Origin of the sequence: Actinoplanes sp. NPDC051470 (genome assembly GCF_040682035.1) — a bacterium.
GTDB lineage: Bacteria > Actinomycetota > Actinomycetes > Mycobacteriales > Micromonosporaceae > Actinoplanes.
The window spans coordinates 1-22,345 of record NZ_JBFBAA010000059.1 but is presented as its reverse complement, the minus strand read 5'-3'; the positions used below and the strand labels follow the sequence as shown (position 1 = coordinate 22,345).

The following is a 22,345-nucleotide window of genomic DNA, read 5'->3' as shown; positions in this document are numbered from 1 at the left end:
GTGGAGATCGCCGCGGTCAACGGCCCGTCCTCGGTGGTGCTCTCCGGTGATGAAGAGGCGGTGTCGCACGCGGCGGCCGCGTTGGGTGGCCGATCGAAGCGCCTGGCCACCAGTCACGCGTTCCATTCGGCCCGGATGGAGCCCATGCTGGACGAGTTCCGGGCGGTCGCTGAGCAGCTCATCTATCGGGCGCCGCGGATTTCGATGGCCGTCGGGGAGGGGCCTGAGTATTGGGTGCGGCAAGTTCGTGAGACGGTGCGGTTCGGTGAGCAGGTGGCCGCTCATGACGGCGCGGTCTTTGTTGAGCTCGGGCCGGATGGCAGCCTTGCCCGGCTGATCGACGGCATCGCGACGCTCGACCGTGACGACGAAACCCGGGCCGCACTGACCGCCTTGGCCGAGCTGCACGTGCGCGGCGTGAACGTCGACTGGCCGTTGACGTCCGGGCAGCGGGTGCTGGACCTGCCGACCTACGCCTTCCAGCGTCAGCGGTACTGGATCGATCGCGTCGGCGATGGTCACCCGCTGCTGGGATCGGCGGTGCGGCTGGCCGAGTCGGATGGGGTGCTGTTCACCTCGACGGTGTCGCGTCGCAACGAACCGTGGCTGCGGGACCAGAGCACCCTGCCCCCGGCCGCCTTCGCCGAGATGGCCCTGGCCGCCGCCGACGAGATCGGACACACCCAGGTCGAGGAACTCACCGTGGAGCTGCTGCCCGCCCTCCTCGACGACCGCGCCCTGCGGATGCAGACCTGGATCAGCGACGGCCGGCTCACCATCCACGTCCGCTACGCCGACGGCGAGCCATGGACTCGCGTGGCCGCCGCGCGCCTCTCAACCGCCACTCCTACCGGCGAGCCGGCCGAAGCGGCAGAACGCGCTCAGCGCAGCGGTGACGACCTGTTCGCCGACGTCGCGCTGGACGACAGCGAGGAGGCTGCCCGGTTCGCGCTGCATCCGGCGCTCCTGAGCGCCGCCCTCGACGTCGCGGGCGAAGGCGCCGCGGCTGTCTGGCGGAACCTGAGCCTGCACGCGAGCAACGCCACCGAGCTGACGGTCCGGCTCACTCCGAGCAGCGACGGCGTCCTGGCCATCACCGCCACCGACGCCACCGGCCAGACCGTCCTGTCCGGTTCCAGCGTCACCCTTCGCACGATTCCCGTACATCGGCCGGCCGGCGCCCTTGACGACCTGTTCACCCTCACCTGGACCGCGATACCCACGCCCGTCGCCTCCTTCGAAGACAGCGACGTGGTGGTCTTCCGCGCACACGCCGACGGCGATGATGACCCGTTGGCGCAGGCGCGCGTTCTGACGGCAGAGACTCTGCAGGCGATCCACGATGCGTTGACCGCCGACCACACCCTGATCGTGCACACCGGGACCGGGCTGGCCGCGGCCGCGGTGTCGGGCCTGGTCCGCTCCGCCCAGTCGGAGCATCCCGGCCGGTTCGTCCTGGTGGAAAGCGACGGCTCGCTCGACCCGCAGCAACTGGCCGCGGCGGCCGGCCTGGACGAACCACGACTGCGATACGTCAACGGCCGGTGGGAAGTACCCCGGCTCACCCGGGTCACTTCCAAAGCTCACGCCGCCTGGGATCCTGAGGGCACGGTGTTGATCACCGGCGCTTCCGGCGGACTTGCCGGAATCCTCGCCCGCCATCTGGTGGCCGAGCGTGGTGTGCGCCGGCTTCTGCTGCTGTCGCGCACCGTCCCGGCCGGTATCGAGGAGCTGACCGGCCTGGGCGCCCACGTCGACGCCGTCTCGTGCGATGTGTCGGACCGGGCGGCCCTGGCGCACGCCCTCGGGCAGGTGCCACCGCAACATCCCTTGACTGCTGTGATCCACACCGCCGGGGTGGTCGACGACGGCGTCATCGAATCACAAACCCCGCAACGCCTCGACACCGTCCTGCGACCCAAGGCCGACGGCGCCTGGCACCTGCACGAACTCACCCAAGACAACAATCTTGCCGCGTTCATCATGTACTCGTCCGCCGCCGCAGTGCTCGGCTCCCCGGGCCAAAGCAACTACGCGGCCGCCAACGCCTTCGTGGATGCCCTGGCCGAGCAGCGTCGTGCACAGGGCTTGCCCGGGTTGTCGTTGGCCTGGGGCATGTGGGAGCAGACCAGCGGTATGACCGCCCAGCTCACCGACACGACCCGCGACCGGCTCCGTCGCAGCGGAATACGGCCCATCACCGCGGAGGACGGCATGCGGCTGTTCGATCTCGCGGCCGGTCGCGACGAGCCGCTTCTGGTGGCCGCGCCCATGGATCCGGTGGCCGGCGCCGAGCTTCCGGCGTTGCTGCGATCCAGGCACCGCCCGGCCGCCCGCCGCACCCCGTCCGTCGACGCCGGGCGGACACCCGCCGAGCGGGAACAAGCCCTGCTCAAGGTGGTGCGGGACAGCGCCGCCACGGTTCTCGGTCATGCCGATGGCGGTTCCGTGGGAGCGGCGGCGGCATTCAAGGACCTGGGTGTCGACTCGTTGACCGCGGTGGAGTTGCGCAACAGTCTGGCCAAGGCGACCGGCCTGCGGCTGCCGGCCACGCTGGTGTTCGACTATCCGACGCCGGCCGCCTTGGCCGTCCGGCTGGGCGAGCTGATCACCGGCACGGTGTCGGCCCCGGCGCGCCGGCCATCGACGGCGGTGGCCCAGGACGAGCCGCTGGCCATCGTCGGCATGGCCTGCCGGCTGCCCGGTGGGGTCTCCTCGCCGGAGGACCTGTGGCGGCTGGTCGAGTCGGGAACGGATGCGATCTCCGGGTTCCCCACCGACCGAGGCTGGCCGGATGTGGCCGACAACTCGTACTCCCGGCAAGGGGGTTTCCTTGACGACGCAGGCGATTTTGATGCTCCGTTCTTCGGGATCAGCCCGCGTGAGGCACGGGCGATGGATCCGCAGCAGCGCCTGGTGCTGGAGGCGGCCTGGGAAGCCTTCGAACGGGCCGGCATCGAGCCGGGAACCGTTCGGGGCAGCGACACCGGGGTGTTCATGGGCGCCTACTCCGGCGGGTACGGCATCGGCGCCGATCTGGCCGGCTTCGGTGCCACCTCCGGCGCCACGAGTGTGCTGTCCGGCCGGGTGTCGTACTTCTTCGGCCTCGAAGGCCCCGCGGTCACGGTCGATACCGCGTGCTCGTCGTCGTTGGTCGCGCTGCACCAGGCCGGGCAGGCGCTGCGTCAGGGCGAGTGCTCGCTGGCCCTGGTCGGCGGCGTCACCGTGATGGCCACACCCGACATCTTCGTGGAGTTCTCCCGCCAGCGCGGTCTGGCCGCTGACGGCCGGTGCAAGGCCTTCGGCGACACCGCGGACGGTACGGGCTGGTCCGAGGGCGTCGGCGTGCTCCTTGTGGAGCGCCTCTCCGATGCTGAGCGCAACGGTCACCGGGTCTTGGCGGTCGTGCGTAGTTCGGCGGTCAATCAGGACGGCGCCTCCAACGGCCTCACCGCGCCCAACGGGCCTTCCCAGCAACGCGTCATCCAGGCCGCGCTGCACAACGCCCACCTGACCCCGGCCGACGTGGACGTGGTCGAGGCCCACGGCACCGGCACCACCCTGGGCGACCCCATCGAGGCCCAAGCAGTCATCGCCACCTACGGCCAGGACCGAGACCGGCCGCTGCTGCTCGGGTCGCTGAAGTCGAACGTCGGTCACACCCAGGCCGCCGCCGGTGTCTCCGGTGTCATCAAAATGGTGATGGCCCTGCAGCACGGGGTGGTGCCGCGAACCCTGCATGTCGATGAGCCCTCGCGTCATGTGGACTGGACCGCCGGCGCGGTGCGGTTGGTGACGGAGAACCAGTCGTGGCCGGACACCGGCCGCCCGCGCCGGGCAGCAGTGTCCGCCTTCGGGGTCAGTGGAACGAACGCTCATGTCATCCTCGAGAGCTCAGCTGCGCCTTCTCCGACCATCCCGCAACCGCCCTCGACCGAGCCGATGCCGCTGGTCATCTCCGCCAAGACGCCGGGGGCGTTGGCCGACTACGAGAACCGGCTGCGCGCCTACCTGACCGTCACGCCCGGTGTGAATGTTCCGGCGGTGGCCTCCACCCTGGCGGTGACACGGTCGCTGTTCGAGCACCGTGCTGTGTTGCTGGGCGACGACACCATCACCGGCACGGCGATAACCGAACCGCGGGTGGTGTTCGTGTTCCCGGGTCAGGGCTGGCAATGGCTCGGTATGGGCCTGGCGTTGCGGGACTCGTCGGTGGTGTTCGCCGAACGGATGGCCGAGTGCGCGGCGGCGTTGAGCGAGTTCGTCGACTGGGACCTGTTCGCCGTGCTCGACGACCCGGCCGTCGTCGACCGGGTCGATGTGGTGCAACCAGCCTGCTGGGCGGTGATGGTGTCACTGGCCGCGGTGTGGCAGGCCGCCGGTGTCCACCCGAACGCGGTCGTCGGCCATTCCCAGGGGGAGATCGCCGCCGCGTGTGTCGCAGGTGCGATCTCGCTGCAAGACGCCGCCCGGGTTGTGGCGTTGCGCAGTCATGTGATCAGCCAGAGATTGGCGGGTCACGGCGCGATGGCATCGGTGACGTTGCCCGCTGATCAGATCGTCCTCGCTGACGGGGTTTGGATTGCCGCGTACAACGGGCCCGCGTCGACGGTGATCGCCGGTGATCCGGACGCGGTGGAACAGATGCTCGGCGACCGGGTCCGGAAGATCGCGGTGGACTACGCCTCCCACACCCCACACGTGAAACAGATCCAGACCGAACTGCTCGACATCACCGCTGGCATCGGCTCGCACGCCCCGACTGTGCCGTGGTTCTCGACCGTCGACGGAGCGTGGGTCGACGGGCCGCTCGATCGGGACTACTGGTACCGCAACCTGCGTCAACCGGTCGGCTTCCACACAGCGGTGGAGGCCTTACGGGCGCTCGGTGAGACCGTGTTCGTTGAGGTCAGCGCCAGCCCGGTGCTGCTACCGGCCATGGACGACGCGGTCACCGTCGCCACCCTGCGCCGTGACGACGGAACCATCACCCGAATGCACACCGCGCTCGCCGAAGCCCACGTCCTGGGCGTGAACGTCGACTGGCCGCACGTCATCGGCGACACCGGCCGGCGGACCCTCGACCTCCCGACCTATGCCTTCCAACACCACCGCTACTGGGCCACCGCGGCGACCGTCTCCGACGGCGGGGTGCGACATCCCCTGCTCAACGCGGTCGTCGAGCTCCCCGGCACCGACGGCGTCGTGCTCACCGGGCGGGTGTCTCTGGCCACCCACCCGTGGCTGGCCGACCACCAGGTCCGCGGCGACGTCCTCCTGCCCGGCACCGGATTTGTGGAACTCGTGTCGCGTGCCGCCGCCGAGGTCGGCTGCGACGTGATCGACGAGCTCGTGACCGGGATACCACTCGTGCTGCCGCCCACCGGAAGCGTGCAGCTCTCCGTGTCGGTCAGCGGCGACACAGTCACCGTCCACTCGAAGACGGACGGCAGCAGCGACTGGACCCGGCACGCGACGGCCACGATCAGCGCCTCCTCGCCTGATACTGGTCCGGCGGACCTGACGGTGTGGCCGCCGGCCGAGGCCCAGCCGGTCGACGTCGCCGGCCTCTACGAGCGGATGGCGGAGGCCGGTTACGAGTACGGCCCGGCGTTCCAGGGCTTGCAGGCGGCGTGGCGGGACGGGGACACCGTCTACGCCGAGGCGGTCCTTGCCGAGGAACAGGCGCAGGACGCGGCGCGGTTTACCGTGCACCCCGCGCTGCTCGATGCCGCCCTGCACGCCTGCATGCTGCACGCCCCGGAGACCCAGCAGGACGTACGGCTGCCGTTCTCCTGGAACCAGGTGCGGATCCACGCCACCGGCCCGGCGGTACTGCGCGTCGCGGTGACGCGTGAGGCGGACGGATGGTGTGTCCGGGCCACTGACGACACCGGCGGGACCGTCGCGACCATCGGCTCCCTGATCACCCGGCCGGTCACCACCGAATCCGACGACCTGTTCACCCTGACCTGGACCGAAGTCTCGGCCCCGGAGGGCGTGCCCGCCTCCGACGTGGTGGTGTTCACCGCACACCCCGACGGCGACGACCCGCTGACCGAAGCTCGTGCCCTGACCACCCGAACCCTGCAGACGATCAAAGACGGGCTCGCCTCGGACAACACCGTGGTCGTACACACCGGGACCGGATTGGCCTCCGCGGCGGTATCGGGTCTGATCCGGTCCGCGCAGTCCGAACATCCGGGCCGGTTCGTCCTGGTGGAAAGCAACGACCCCCTCGACCCGGCACACCTGAACACAGCCACCGGGCTCGACGAACCCCGACTGCGAGTCACCGACGGCCGATGGGAAGCACCACGCCTCACCCGCGCACACCCCGGCCCGCTGACCATCCCCGACACCGAGACCTGGCAGCTGCAGCAATCCCGAAGCGGCACCCTGCAAGACCTCACCCTCACCACGGTCCCGCAACGACCCCTGCAAACCGGTGAGGTCCGCATCGCCGTCCGCGCCGCGGGGTTGAACTTCCGGGATGTTGTGGTGGCGCTGGGGATGGTTGATGACACCCGGTTGGCTGGTGGTGAGGCTGCCGGTGTTGTTGTGGAGGTCGGGTCTGGTGTGCCTGGGTTGGTTCCGGGTGATCGGGTGTTCGGGTTGGTGGAGGGCGGGTTCGGGCCGGTCGCGGTTGCTGATCATCGGACTTTGGCTGTGGTGCCGGAGGGTTGGTCGTTTGCGGCGGCGGCGTCGGTGCCGGTGGTGTTCGCTACCGCCTACTACGGACTGGTGGATCTTGCTGGCCTGAGCCCGGGTGAAGCGGTGCTGATCCACGCGGCCACCGGTGGTGTGGGTATGGCGGCCACCCAGATCGCCCGGCATCTGGGTGCGGAGGTCTACGCGACTGCGAGCGTCGGTAAGCAGCGTCTTTTGCGGGCGGCTGGGATGGACGAGACGCGGATCGCCGACTCGCGCACCACCGCATTCCGCGGCACCTTCAGCGGTATCGATGTTGTCCTGAACTCGCTCAGCGGCGAGTTCGTGGACGCTTCCCTCGACGTGCTGGCACCAGGCGGCCGATTCATCGAGATGGGTAAGACGGACATCCGCACCGGCCTGGATGTGTTCTATCGTGCGTTCGATCTCATGGACGCCGGACCCGACCGGCTGCGGGAGATCATGGCCGAGGTACTGGCCCTGTTCGAACGCGGTGTGCTCCAGCCGCTGCCGGTCAAGGCATGGGACATCCGCCAGGCCCGGGAAGCGTTCAGCTGGATGAGCCGCGCCCGCCACACCGGCAAGAACGTCCTCACCATCCCGCAGCAACTCGACCCCGACGGGACGGTGTTGATCACCGGCGGCTCGGGAGTCCTCGCCGGCATCCTCGCCCGCCACCTGGTCGCCGAGCAGGGTGTACGGCGTGTGCTGCTGCTCTCCCGCAGCACCCCAGACGAATCACTGATCAACGAGCTCATCGACCTGGGCGCTCAGGTCGACACCGCACGCTGCGACGTGTCTGACCGCGCGGGGCTGGAGCAGGCGCTGGCAGCGGTGTCACCAGAGCATCCCCTGACCGCGGTCATCCACACCGCCGGAGCACTCGACGACGGCGTCATCGAAGCCCAAACACCCGAACGCCTCGACACCGTCCTCAGGCCCAAAGCCGATGCCGCCTGGCACCTCCACGAGCTGACTAAGAACAGTGATCTCGCCGCGTTCGTGGTGTATTCCTCCGCCGCCGGAGTCCTCGGTGCTGCCGGCCAAGGCAACTACGCCGCCGCCAACGCGTTCCTCGACGCTCTCGCCGAACAACGCCATGCCGAAGGGCTGCCTGCCCTCTCCCTGGCCTGGGGTTTGTGGGAGGAGGCCAGCGGCCTCACCGCCAAGCTGACCGACGCCGACCACGACCGCATCCGCCGCAGCGGCCAGCAGACGATCACCGCCGAACACGGAATACGCCTCTACGACACCGCCACACACCACGGCCACCCACTCCTGATCGCCGCCCCGATCAAGCCCGCGCTCGGCACCGAGATCCCCGCCCTGCTGCGCGGACTCGCCACGGCGAAGCGTCCACAGACCAGAATCGCGGCAGCGAGGGGAGGGGCGTCCGCACTCCAGGCGCGACTCGACGGCCTTGCCACTGCCGACAAGCACAGTTTCCTGCTCGACATCGTCCTTGCGAACGCCGCCACCGTTCTCGGCCACCACACGGCGGGCGCCATCGCGGCCGACAAGCCCTTCAAGGATCTCGGCATCGATTCATTGACCGCTGTCGAACTGCGTAACAGCCTCGCGAAAGCCACCGGGCTGCGATTGCCGGCGACGTTGGTATTCGACTATCCGACCCCGGACATGGTGGCCGCACGCCTGGCCGAATTGCTCACCGGAACTGGTTCTGCCACGGTGCGCAAGTCCGTGCCGGTGGTGAGTCAGGATGAACCGCTAGCCATCGTCGGGATGGCATGCCGGCTGCCCGGGGGAGTGTCTTCTCCGGAGGATCTGTGGCGGCTGGTCGAGTCGGGCACGGACGCGATCTCGGATTTCCCGACCGACCGTGGCTGGGCGGACGTGGCCGGAGCGCCGTACTCCCCGCAAGGCGGTTTCCTCGATGCCGCCGCCGATTTCGACGCCACGTTCTTCGGGATCAGCCCGCGTGAGGCCCTCGCCATGGATCCGCAGCAGCGGCTGGTGCTGGAGGCGTCCTGGGAAGCGTTCGAACGGGCCGGCATCGAGCCGGGAACCGTGCGCGGCAGTGACACGGGCGTGTTCATGGGTGCATATCCCGGCGGGTACGGCATCGGCGCCGACCAGGCCGGCTTCGGAACCACCGCGGGAGCCGGCAGTGTGCTCTCCGGCCGGGTCTCCTACCTCTTCGGCCTGGAAGGTCCTGCGGTCACCGTCGATACCGCGTGCTCGTCGTCCCTGGTCGCCCTGCACCAGGCCGGCCACGCGCTGCGGCAGGGGGAGTGCTCCCTGGCCCTGGTCGGCGGTGCCACGGTGATGGGGACACCGGACATCTTCGCTGAGTTCTCCCGTCAGGGCGGTCTGGCGTCCGACGGCCGGTGCAAGGCGTTCGGGGACGATGCCGACGGTACGGGGTGGGGAGAGGGCGTCGGCATCCTCCTGGTCGAGCGACTCTCCGACGCCCAGCGCCACGGTCATCGGGTGCTTGCGGTGGTTAGGGGTTCGGCGGTCAATCAGGATGGGGCCTCCAACGGCCTGACCGCACCCAACGGCCCTTCCCAGCAGCGGGTGATCCAAGCCGCTCTGGCTCACGCCGGTCTGGCGCCGCACGAGGTCGATGTGGTCGAGGCCCACGGCACCGGTACCCGGCTCGGCGACCCGATCGAGGCCCAGGCCGTGATCGCCGCCTACGGCCAGAATCGCGACGAGCCGCTGCTGCTCGGGTCGGTCAAGTCCAACGTCGGCCACACCCAGGCCGCCGCCGGTGTAGCCGGTGTCATCAAGATGGTGATGGCCCTGCGGCACGGCGTCGTGCCGCGCACCTTGCACGCGGACCAGCCGTCACGGCACGTCGACTGGACGGCCGGCGCGGTGCGGCTGGCCACGGAGAACCAGCCGTGGCCGGCGATCGATCGCCCACGCCGCGGTGGTGTGTCATCGTTCGGGATCAGCGGCACCAACGCCCACGTCATCCTCGAAGGCGTACCCGAAGAGCCGGCGCACCCCGAGGATCCTTCGCCGCTGGTGCCGCTGGTCATCTCGGCCAAGACGCCGGCCGCGCTGTCGCAGCTCGAGGACCGGCTGCGCGCCTACCTGACCATCAAGCCGGAGACGAGTCTGGCAGCCGTCGCGTCGACGCTGGCCGAGACGAGGTCGTTGTTCGAGCACCGCGCGGTTCTGCTCGGCGACGACACCATCACGGGAACGGCACAGCCAAACCCTCGCGTGGTGTTCGTGTTCTCCGGCCAAGGCTCGCAACGCGCCGGTATGGGTGACGAGCTGGCGGCTGCCTTCCCGGTCTTCGCGAAGATCCGCCAGCAGGTGTGGGACCTGCTCGACGTCCCTGATCTGTCGGTGGATGACACGGGTTTTGCGCAGCCGGCGTTGTTCGCGTTGCAGGTCGCGTTGTTCGGCCTTCTCGAGTCGTGGGGGGTACGACCGGACGCACTGATCGGGCACAGCATCGGTGAGCTCGCGGCTGGTTACCTCTCGGGCATCTGGTCGTTGGAGGATGCCTGCACGCTGGTGTCGGCCCGCGCGAGGTTGATGCAGGCGCTGCCGCAGGGTGGGGTGATGGTCGCTGTCCCGGTGTCCGAGCAGCAGGCCCGTGCGGTGCTGACCGATGGGGTGGAGATCGCCGCGGTCAACGGCCCGTCCTCGGTGGTGCTGTCCGGTGATGAAGAGGCGGTGTTGCACGCGGCGGCCGCGTTGGGCGGCCGACCGAAGCGCCTGGCCACCAGCCACGCCTTCCACTCGGCCCGGATGGAACCCATGCTCGACGAGTTCCAGGCGATCGCCGAACAGCTCACCTACCAGACCCCCCGGATCCCGATGACCGTCGGGGACGGGCCCGAGTACTGGGTGCGGCAGGTCCGCGAGACAGTCCGATTCGGTGACCAGGTCGCCGCCCATGACGGCGCGATCTTTGTCGAACTCGGGCCCGATCGCAGCCTTTCCCGGCTCATCGACGGCATCGCGACCCTCGACCGCCAGGATGAGCCCCGGGCCGCGCTCACCGCCCTGGCCGAGCTGCATGTGCGCGGCGTGAACGTCGACTGGCCGTTGACGTCCGGGCAGCGGGTGCTGGACCTGCCGACCTACGCGTTCCAGCGTCGGCGGTACTGGACGACCGGTGCCGTCCGGCCGGGTGACATGTCCGGGTTGGGGCTCGTGGCGGCGCGGCATCCCATGCTTGGTGCGGCTGTCCCGCTGCCCGGCTCGGACGGCGATGGTGTGGTGCTGACCGGGCGGTTGTCGCTGGCCACGCATGCCTGGTTGGCAGATCACGCGGTGCGGGGCAGTGTGTTGTTGCCTGGCACCGGGTTTGTGGAACTGGTGCTCCGGGCCGCCGTCGAGGTCGGCTGCGATGTTGTCGACGAGTTGGTGATCGAAAGCCCGCTGGTGCTCCCGGAGGCCGGGAGTGTCCAGTTGTCGGTCTCCGTCGACGGCGCTGCGGTGACCGTGTTCTCTCGGACGGAAGGCGCTGACGCCTGGACCCGGCATGTCATGGCCACCATCAGCTCCTCCGAGCATTCCGTGACGCTGCCGGAATTCGCGGTGTGGCCGCCGGCTGAGCGCGTCGACGTGTCCGATCTGTACGACCGGCTGGCCGCCGTCGGCTACGAGTACGGGCCCGCGTTCCAGGGTTTGCAGGCGGCCTGGCGGGACGGGGACACCATCTATGCCGAGGTGGCGCTTGCCGATGAGCAGGTGCAGGAAGCGATGCGGTTCGCGATTCATCCCGCCCTGCTGGACGCCGCCCTGCACGCCTGCCTGTTCGGCACCTCCGACACCGAGTCACCGGCCGTGCGGCTGCCGTTCTCCTGGAACGGTATCCAGGTCGCCGTCACCGGAGCGACCAGGTTGCGCGTGGCGGTGACCCCGGTGCAGGACGGGTGGAACGTTCGAGTCGCCGACGAGAACGGCCGGCCCGTGGCCACCCTCGGCTCCCTGATCACCCGTCCGCTCGCCACCGACACCCCGGACCTGTTCACCCTTTCGTGGACCGAGGTCGCCGTCCCTGAAGACTCGCCGACGCCCGACGTGGTGGTGATCAGGGCACTTCCCGACGGCGCGGACCCGCTGGCTGAGGCTCGTGTTCTCACCGCCCAGGTCTTGTCGGCGATCCAAGCCGGGCAGGCCGGCGACGGAACCTTGGTCGTGCGCACCGGAACCGGGCTGGCCTCGGCCGCGGTGTCGGGACTGGTCCGCTCGGCGCAGTCGGAGCATCCGGGCCGGTTCGTCCTGGTGGAAAGCGACGAGCAGGTAGAGCCGGAGCAGCTGGCCTCGGCGGCCGGCCTGGATGAACCACGACTGCGGTACGTCAACGGCCGGTGGGAAGCGCCACGACTTCTCCGGGTCACCGCCGGACCTCAGGCCGCCTGGGATCCCGAGGGCACGGTGCTGATCACCGGCGCCTCCGGCGGACTCGCCGGCATCCTCGCCCGCCATCTGGTGGCCGAGCGTGGTGTGCGCCGGCTCCTGCTGCTGTCCCGCACCACCCCGGCCGGTATCGAGGAGCTGACCGCGCTGGGCGCCCACGTCGACGCCGTCTCGTGCGATGTGTCGGACCGGGACGCCCTGGCGCAGGCGCTCGGTCAGGTGTCACCGGAACACCCGCTGACCGCGGTGATCCACACCGCGGGCGTGGTGGACGACGGGGTCATCGAGTCGCAGACACCGCAACGGTTGGACGCAGTGCTGCGGCCCAAGGCTGATGGCGCCTGGCATCTGCACGAACTTACCCGCGACGCGGACCTCGCGGCATTCATCGTCTACTCGTCCGCCGCCGGTGTGCTCGGGGCTCCGGGGCAGGGCAACTACGCGGCGGCCAACGCCTTCGTGGATGCCCTGGCCGAGCAGCGCCGCGCCGACGGCCGGCCCGGACTGTCCCTGGCCTGGGGCATGTGGGAGGACAGCAGCGGTATGACCGCCCAGCTGACCGACGCGGCCCGGGATCGGATGCGCCGCAGCGGGTTGCGGGCCATCACCGCTGAGGAAGGCATGCGGCTGTTCGACATGGCTTCCAGTCGCCACGAGCCGCTCCTGCTGGCCGCGCCGAATGAGGTTCCCGCGTTGCTGCGCCCGCCCCGCCGCTCCGCCGCCCGGCGCGCACCGGCTGTCGACGCCGGGCTGACACCGGCCGAGCGGGAACAAGCCCTGCTCAAGTTGGTCCGTGACACTGCCGCCGTGGTGCTGGGCTACGGCGACGGCTACGCCGTACCCGTCACTGCCGCCTTCAAAGACCTCGGCGTCGACTCGCTGACCGCGGTGGAACTGCGCAATGGCCTGGCCGAAGCCGTCGGCCTGCGGCTGCCGGCCACACTGGTGTTCGATTACCCGACCCCCGCCACGCTCGCCGTCCGGCTGGGTGAGCTGCTCACCGGCAGCGCACCCGCCCCGGCCCGCCGATCAACGGCGGCCGTGGCCCAGGACGAACCGCTGGCCATCGTGGGCATGGCCTGCCGACTCCCCGGCGGGGTCTCCTCGCCGGAAGACCTGTGGCGGCTGGTCGAATCGGGCACCGACGCCATCGCACCCTTCCCCACCGACCGGGGCTGGCCGGACGTCACCGACACCTCACACTCCCAGCACGGCGGCTTTCTGCACACCGCAGCCGACTTCGACGCCGCGTTCTTCGGCATCAGCCCCCGCGAAGCCCTCGCCATGGACCCGCAGCAACGGCTGATCCTCGAAGCATCATGGGAAGCCTTCGAACGAGCCGGCATCGACCCGGCCGACGCCCGCGGAACCGACACCGGCGTGTTCATGGGCGCCTTCTCCGCCGGCTACGACGCCGACCGCGACGATTCCCCGGCGACCGCCGGTGCGGTGAGCGTGCTCTCGGGCCGGATCTCCTACTTCTTCGGCCTCGAAGGCCCCGCGATGACGGTCGACACCGCATGCTCGTCGTCCCTGGTCGCGCTGCACCAGGCCGGCTACTCGCTGCGGCAGGGCGAATGCTCGATGGCCCTGGTCGGCGGCGTCACGGTGATGGCCACGCCCCGGACGTTCGTGGAGTTCTCCCGCCAGGGCGGCCTGGCGTCCGACGGCCGGTGCAAGGCCTTCGGCGACACCGCGGACGGTACGGGCTGGTCCGAGGGCGTCGGCGTCCTGGTGGTCGAGCGACTCTCCGACGCCCGGGCCAAGGGCCACCGGGTGCTGGCGGTCGTACGCAGCTCGGCGGTCAACCAGGACGGAGCCTCCAACGGCCTGACCGCGCCCAACGGCCCCTCCCAGCAGCGGGTGATCCAAGCCGCGCTCAGTAACGCCGGCCTGGCGCCGCACGACGTCGATGTGGTCGAGGCCCACGGCACGGGCACGACTCTGGGCGACCCGATCGAGGCCCAGGCCGTGATCGCCGCCTACGGCCAGGATCGGGAGCAACCGCTGCTGCTGGGCTCGATCAAGTCGAACGTGGGCCACACCCAGGCCGCCGCCGGTGTCTCCGGTGTCATCAAGATGGTGATGGCGCTGCGGCACGGCGTCGTGCCGCGCACCCTGCACGCGGACCAGCCATCACGGCACGTCGACTGGACCGCGGGCGCCGTGCACCTGGTGACCGAGAACCAGTCATGGCCGGAGACCGGCCGTCCCCGCCGGGCCGCTGTCTCCTCGTTCGGGATCAGCGGCACCAACGCCCACGTCATCCTCGAAGGCGTACCCGAAGAGCCGGCGCACCCCGAGGATTCTTCACCGCTGGTGCCGCTGGTGATCTCGGCCAAGTCCCCATCCGCGCTGTCGCAGCTCGAGGACCGGCTGCGCGCCTATCTGGCGGCCAGGCCGGAGACGAGTCTCGGGGCGGTCGCATCAACCCTGACGACAAGGTCATTGTTCGAGCACCGCGCGGTTCTACTGGACGGCGACGTGGTCAGGGGTGTGGCCGAGCCGGACCCGCGGGTGGTGTTCGTGTTTTCCGGCCAGGGTTCGCAGCGTGCCGGTATGGGTGATGAGTTGGCGGCTGCGTTCCCGGTCTTCGCGAAGATCCGGCAGCAGGTGTGGGAGTTGCTCGACGTTCCTGATCTGGATGTGGATGAGACGGGTTTTGCGCAGCCGGCGTTGTTCGCGTTGCAGGTTGCGTTGTTCGGCCTTTTCGAGTCGTGGGGGGTACGGCCGGATGCGTTGATCGGGCACAGCATCGGTGAGTTGGCGGCTGGTTACGTCTCGGGTATCTGGTCGTTGGAGGATGCCTGCACGTTGGTGTCGGCCCGCGCCCGGTTGATGCAGGCTTTGCCGCAGGGTGGGGTGATGGTCGCTGTCCCGGTGTCCGAGCAGCAGGCCCGGGCGGTGCTGACTGATGGGGTGGAGATCGCCGCGGTCAACGGGCCGTCCTCGGTGGTGCTGTCCGGTGATGAAGAGGCGGTGTTGCGGGCGGCGGCCGCGTTGGGCGGCCGGTGGAAGCGCCTGGCCACCAGTCACGCATTCCACTCGGCCCGGATGGAACCGATGCTCGACGAGTTCCAGGCGATCGCCGAACAGCTCACCTACCAGACCCCCCGGATCCCGATGACCGTCGGGGACGGGCCCGAGTACTGGGTACGGCAGGTCCGCGAGACAGTCCGATTCGGTGAGCAGGTCGCCGCCCATGACGGTGCGATCTTTGTCGAGCTCGGGCCCGATCGCAGCCTTGCCCGGCTGATCGACGGCATCGCGACGCTCGACCGTGACGACGAACCACGGGCCGCGCTCACCGCCTTGGCCGAGCTGCATGTGCGCGGCGTGAATGTCGACTGGCCGTTGACGTCCGGGCAGCGGGTGCTGGATCTGCCGACCTACGCGTTCCAGCGGGAGCGGTACTGGGCGACCGCTGCGGGCCGGCCGGGCGATGTGTCGGGGGTGGGTCTGACGGCGGTGCGGCATCCGTTGCTGGGCGCCGCGACCGCGTTGCCGGGCTCGGATGGCGATGGTGTGGTGCTGACCGGGCGGGTGTCGCTGGCCACGCATGCGTGGCTGGCTGATCATGCGGTGCGGGGCAGTGTGTTGTTGCCTGGCACCGGATTTGTCGAACTGGTCCTCCGGGCCGCCGCCGAGGTCGGCTGTGATGTCGTGGATGAGCTGGTGATCGAAAGCCCGCTGGTGCTCCTGGAAGACGAGAGCGTTCAGTTGTCGGTATCGGTCAGCGGGGACACGGTCACCGTCTTCTCCCGGGCCTCCGACGCCTGGACCCGGCATGTGACGGCCACGATCAGTACCTCCGAGCGCACAGTCACCGCGCCGGACTTCACCGTGTGGCCACCGGCCGGAAGTGTGGACGTGGCGGGCCTCTATGACCGGCTCGCGGCCGCCGGCTACGAGTACGGGCCCGCGTTCCAGGGTTTGCAGGCGGCCTGGCGGGACGGGGACACCGTCTACGCCGAGGTGGGTCTCGCCGACGAGCAGGTGCGGGACGCGACACAGTTCGCGATTCATCCCGCCCTGCTCGACGCCGCCCTGCACGCCTGCCTGCTGCACACCGGCGACACCCCACCGGAGGTCCGGCTCCCGTTCTCCTGGAACGGGATCCACGTCTACCACGCGGGCTCGACCACACTGCGCGTCGCCGTGCAACCGGTGGAGGACGGCTGGCGCATTCAGGCCGCTGACGACACGGGACGGCTCGTCGCCACCGTCGACTCACTGATCACCCGACCGGTCACCACCGACACCGATGACCTGTATGTCGTCACGTGGACCGAAGTCCCCGTCCCGGACGACTCGCCCGCTGCCGACGTAGCGGTCCTCACGGCCCATCCCGACAACATCGACCCGCTGACCGAAACTCGCGCCCTGACCACCCGAACCCTGCAAGCCATCCAGGCCGAGCTCACCACCGCCAACACCCTGATCGTGCACACCGGGACCGGACCCGCCTCCGCCGCGGTGTCAGGCCTGGTCCGCTCCGCCCAATCAGAACACCCCGGCCGCTTCATCCTGGTGGAAAGCGACGACCCCCTGGACCCGGCGCAGCTGAACGTGGTCGCGGGCCTGGACGAGCCGCGACTGCGGGTCACCGACGGCCGGTGGGAGGCGCCGCGCCTCACCCGCGCGCAGCCCGGCCCACTGACCATCCCTGATGCCGAGACCTGGCAGCTGCGACCACCCCGAAGCGGCACGCTGCAAGACCTCACCGTCACCGAGGTCCCGCAGCGACCCCTGCGAACCGGCGAAGTCCGCATCGCCGTCCGCGCCGCCGGCCTCAACTTCCGCGACGTCCTCATCACCCTGGGCAAGTATCCGGGCGGGGGAGCGATCGGCAGCGAAGCCGCCGGTGTGGTCCTCGAGACCGGTGCCGGGGTGGACGATCTCGCCCCCGGCGACCGCGTCTTCGGCCTCGTCGAAGACGGTTTCGCCCCGACCGCCGTCACCCAGCGCCGCCTGCTGGGCGCGATGCCCGACCACTGGTCGTTCACCACGGCGGCCTCCGTACCCATCGTCTTCGCCACCGCCTATTACGGCCTGGTCGACCTCGCCGGCCTCAGCCAAGGTGAATCGGTGCTGATCCACGCCGCGGCGGGTGGCGTTGGTATGGCGGCTACGCAGATCGCCCGGCACCTCGGTGCCGACATCTACGCCACCGCCAGCACCGGCAAACACCACCTCCTGCGTACGGCAGGAATAGACGACAACCGCATCGCCGACTCACGCACCACCGCATTCCGCGACACATTCGGCGGCATTGACGTTGTCCTGAATTCGCTCAGCGGCGAGTTCGTCGACGCTTCCCTCGACGTGCTGGCACCAGGCGGCCGCTTCATCGAGATGGGCAAGACCGACATCCGCGGCGACCTCGATGTCATCTACCGTGCGTTCGACCTGCTCGATGCCGGTCCCGACCGGCTGCAGCAGATCATCACCGAGCTGCTCGCCCTGTTCGATCAGGGCGTGTTGCAGCCGTTGCCGGTGAAGGCGTGGGACATCCGCCAAGCCCGGGAAGCGTTCAGCTGGATGAGCCGGGCCCGCCACACCGGCAAGAACGTCCTGACCATCCCGCAGCGGCTCGACCCGGACGGCACGGTATTGATCACCGGCGGCTCGGGGGTGCTGGCCGGTATTCTCGCCCGCCATCTGGTGGCTGAGCGGGGCGTGCGGCGTCTGCTGCTGTTGTCACGGCGTACCCCCGAAGAGGGTTTGATCGAAGATCTTGTCGGGCTGGGCGCTCACGTCGACGCGGTCATGTGCGATGTGTCGGACCGTGAAGGGCTGGCCCTTGCGTTGGCAGGTGTGCCGGCCGAGCATCCGCTGACCGGTGTCGTCCATACCGCTGGGGTGCTCGACGACGGCGTCATCGAAGCGCAGACGTCCGAGCGGCTCGACACCGTCCTCAGACCCAAAGCCGATGCCGCCTGGCATCTCCACGAGCTCACCAAGCACAGTGATCTCGCCGCGTTCGTGGTGTATTCCTCCGCCGCCGGTGTCCTCGGCGCCGCCGGCCAGGGCAACTACGCCGCCGCCAACGCGTTCCTCGACGCTCTCGCCGAACAACGCCAAGCCGAAGGGCTGCCCGCCCTCTCCCTGGCCTGGGGCCTGTGGGAGGAGGCCAGCGGCCTGACCGCCAAGCTGACCGACGCCGACCACGACCGCATCCGCCGCAGCGGCCAGCAGATGATCACCGCCGAGCACGGGATGCGCCTCTACGACGACGCCTCCCGTCTCGGCGAAGCAGTGGTGGTCGCCGCCCCGATGAACCCGGCGCCGGCGGGCGAGGTTCCGGCGTTGATGCGCTCGCTGCATCGCCCGGTCGCGCGACGGACCGCCGCCGACCCGATGCGGGGCCTGGCCGCTCTGCCGCCCGCCGAGCGGGAACAGGCGCTGCTGGCGGTGGTGAGCGACAACGCCGCGGTGGTGCTGGGGTACGCCGAGGGCCGCGACGTGACGCTGACGGCCGCGTTCAAGGACCTGGGCGTGGACTCGCTGACCGCGGTGGAGCTGCGAAACACCCTCGCGAAGGCGACCGGGCTGAGACTGCCGGCCACGATTGTGTTCGACTATCCGACCCCGGGCACGCTCGCCGCCCGGCTGGGCGAGCTGCTCGCACCGGCGGAACCGGAACCCGTGCCCGAGGAACAGGAACTGCGGCGGGTGCTCGCGGGCGTGCCGATGGCCCGGTTCCGCGAGGCCGGCGTGCTGGACACGCTGCTGCGACTGGCCGGCGTGACCGACCCGGCCGGGCCAGGACCCGACGACGACGCCGCCGTCGATGCGATGGACACCGACGCTCTCATCAAGCACGTGCTGGAAGGGGAACGATGAGCGACGACCAGATCGTCGACGCGTTGCGGATGTCGATCAAGGAGAACACGCGACTCCGCAAGGCCAACGCCACCCTGCAGGCCGCCCTGGACGAGCCGCTGGCCATCGTCGGCATGGCGTGCCGGCTGCCCGGGGGTGTGTCTTCTCCGGAGGATCTGTGGCGGCTGGTCGAGTCGGGCACGGACGCGACCTCCGGCTTCCCGGCCGATCGTGGCTGGGCGGATTCTTCGATTTCTTCGATGTGGGGCGGTTTCCTCGATGCCGCCGCTGATTTTGATGCTGCGTTCTTCGGGATCAGTCCGCGTGAGGCCCTCGCGATGGATCCGCAGCAGCGGTTGGTGCTGGAGGCGTCCTGGGAAGCGTTCGAACGGGCCGGCATCGAGCCCGGATCGGTGCGTGGCAGCGACACCGGAGTGTTCATGGGCGCGTTCTCCGCAGGGTACGGCGTCGGCGCCGACCTGGGAGGTTTCGGTGTCACCGCGGGCGCGGTCAGCGTGCTCTCCGGCCGGGTCTCGTACCTCTTCGGCCTGGAGGGTCCCGCGGTCACGGTCGACACCGCGTGCTCGTCGTCCCTGGTCGCCCTGCACCAGGCCGGTCACGCGTTGCGGCAGGGGGAGTGCTCCCTGGCGCTGGTCGGCGGCGTCACCGTGATGGCCACGCCGGACATCTTCGTCGAGTTCTCCCGCCAGGGCGGGCTGGCGTCCGACGGCCGGTGCAAGGCGTTCGCGGACACCGCCGACGGCACGAGCTGGTCCGAGGGCGTCGGCGTCCTGGTGGTCGAGCGCCTCTCCGACGCCCGCGCCAAAGGCCACCAGGTGCTCGCGGTGGTACGGGGGTCCGCGGTCAACCAGGACGGGGCCTCCAACGGCCTGACGGCCCCGAATGGTCCGTCGCAGCAGCGGGTGATTGAGGCCGCCCTGGCCCACGCCGGTCTGACCACCGCCGAGGTGGACGTCGTGGAGGCGCACGGCACCGGGACGGCTCTGGGCGACCCGATCGAGGCCCAGGCCGTGATCGCCACCTACGGCCGCGACCGTGAGCGGCCGGTGCTGCTGGGATCGTTGAAATCGAACGTGGGCCACACCCAGGCGGCCTCCGGTGTGTCGGGCGTGATCAAGATGGTGATGGCGCTGCGGCACGGCGTCGTGCCGCGCACGCTGCACGTGGACGAGCCGTCCCGGCATGTCGACTGGGCGGCGGGCGCGGTGCGGCTGGCCACGGAGAACCAGCCCTGGCCGGACACGGGACGGCCACGCCGCGCGGCTGTGTCGTCATTCGGGGTGAGCGGTACGAATGCCCACGTCATCGTGGAGGGCGTTCCTGAGGAGCCGGCGCACCCCGAGGATCCTTCGCCGCTGGTGCCGCTGATGATCTCGGCCAAGACGCCGGCCGCGCTGTCGCAGCTCGAGGAGCGGCTGCGCGCCTACCTGACCGCTGAAAGCAATCGTTCGGCGGTGGCGTCGACGCTGGCTGAAACGAGGTCGTTGTTCGATCACCGCGCGGTCCTGCTGGACGGCGACGTGGTCAGAGGTGTGGCCGAGCCGAACCCGCGAGTGGTGTTCGTGTTTTCCGGCCAAGGCTCGCAGCGTGCCGGTATGGGTGACGAGCTGGCGGCTGCGTTCCCGGTCTTCGCGAAGATCCGGCAGCAGGTGTGGGAGTTGCTCGACGTTCCTGATCTGGATGTGGATGAGACGGGTTTTGCGCAGCCGGCGTTGTTCGCGTTGCAGGTTGCGTTGTTCGGTCTTCTTGAGTCGTGGGGGGTACGGCCGGATGCGTTGATCGGGCACAGCATCGGTGAGTTGGCGGCCGGCTACGTCTCGGGTATCTGGTCGTTGGAGGATGCCTGCACGTTGGTGTCGGCCCGCGCCCGGTTGATGCAGGCTTTGCCGCAGGGTGGGGTGATGGTCGCTGTCCCGGTCTCCGAGCAGCAGGCCCGGGCGGTGCTGACTGATGGGGTGGAGATCGCCGCGGTCAACGGGCCGTCCTCGGTGGTGCTGTCCGGTGATGAAGAGGCGGTGTTGCGGGCGGCGGCCGCGCTGGGTGGCCGGTGGAAGCGCCTGGCCACCAGTCACGCGTTTCATTCGGCCCGGATGGAGCCGATGCTGGACGAGTTCCGGGCCGTCGCCGAGGAGCTCACCTACCGGGCGCCGCGGATTTCGGTGGCGGTGGGGGAGGGTCCTGAGTATTGGGTGCGGCAGGTTCGTGAGACGGTGCGGTTCGGTGAGCAGGTGGCCGTCCATGACGGTGCGGTGTTTGTTGAGCTGGGCCCTGACGAGACTTTGGCGCGGCTGATCGACGGTGTTGCGGTGCTGGACCGTGAGGACGAGCCGCGGGCTGCCCTGACCGCGTTGGCGAAACTGCATGTGCGCGGGGTGAAGGTTGACTGGCCGCTGTCGTCCGGGCGGCGGGTGCTGGATCTGCCTACCTACGCGTTCCAGCGGGAGCGGTACTGGACGGAGACGGCTCGGCTGCCCGGGGATGTGTCCGGGTTGGGTCTGACGGCGGTGCGGCATCCGTTGCTGGGGGCGGCGACCGCGTTGCCGGGCTCGGACGGTGACGGTGTGGTGCTGACGGGGCGGGTGTCACTGGCCACGCATGCGTGGCTTGCTGATCATGCGGTGCGGGGCAGTGTGTTGTTTCCTGGTACCGGGTTTGTGGAGTTGGTGCTGCGGGCGGCCGCCGAGGTCGGCTGTGATGTCGTGGATGAGTTGGTGATCGAAAGCCCGCTGGTGCTCCCGGATTCCGGGAGTATTCAGTTGTCGGTCTCCGTTGACGGCGCCGCGGTGACGATCTTCTCCCGGGCCGCCGACGCCTGGACCCGGCATGCCACGGCGACGATCAGCACCTCCGAGCGCCCGGCCACGCCGTCCGAATTTCCTGCGTGGCCACCGGCTGAGCGCGTCGATGTGTCCGGTCTGTACGACCGTCTGGCCGCGATCGGCTACCAGTACGGGCCCGCGTTCCAGGGTTTGCAGGCGGCCTGGCGCGAGGGGGACACCGTCTACGCCGAGGTGGTCCTCGACGAGCGGCAGGAGCCGGACGCGGCACGGTTCGTGCTGCATCCTGCGCTGCTGGACGCTGCCCTGCACGCCTGCATGCTGCATGTTCCGGAGGCACGGCACGAGTTGCGGCTGCCGTTCTCGTGGAACGGCGTTCACGTCCACGCCGCCGGCCCGGCCATGCTGCGCGTCGCCGTGACACCGGTGCAGGACGGCTGGAACGTCCGGGTCGCCGACGAGAACGGTCGTCCCGTGGCGACCATCGACTCGCTGATCACCCGGCCCGTCAGCACCGAAGACCTCTTCGCCGTTACGTGGACCGAGATCGCTGTCCCTGAAGAGTCGCCGATCCCCGATGCGGTGGTCTTCACCGCCCGTCCGGACGGCGCCGATGACCCGTTGGCGCAGGCCCGCCGTCTGACCACCCAGACTCTGCAGGCCATCCACGACGCGCTGACCGCCGACCACACCCTGAT

At 69.7% G+C, this 22,345-nt stretch carries 2 protein-coding genes; both read left to right on the top strand.

Going from position 1 to position 22,345, the window contains the following annotated elements; all coding sequences use genetic code 11:
* Positions 1 to 135: 135 nt before the first annotated feature.
* Positions 136 to 18,870, top strand: a complete 18,735-nt coding sequence (locus AB0M54_RS46620) for an SDR family NAD(P)-dependent oxidoreductase (RefSeq protein WP_364479563.1) — start codon at positions 136 to 138, stop codon at positions 18,868 to 18,870.
* On the top strand, positions 18,867 to 22,345 hold a 3,479-nt coding region (locus AB0M54_RS46615), incomplete at its 3' end, for a type I polyketide synthase (protein WP_364479560.1). The genes AB0M54_RS46620 and AB0M54_RS46615, both read left to right, overlap by 4 nt.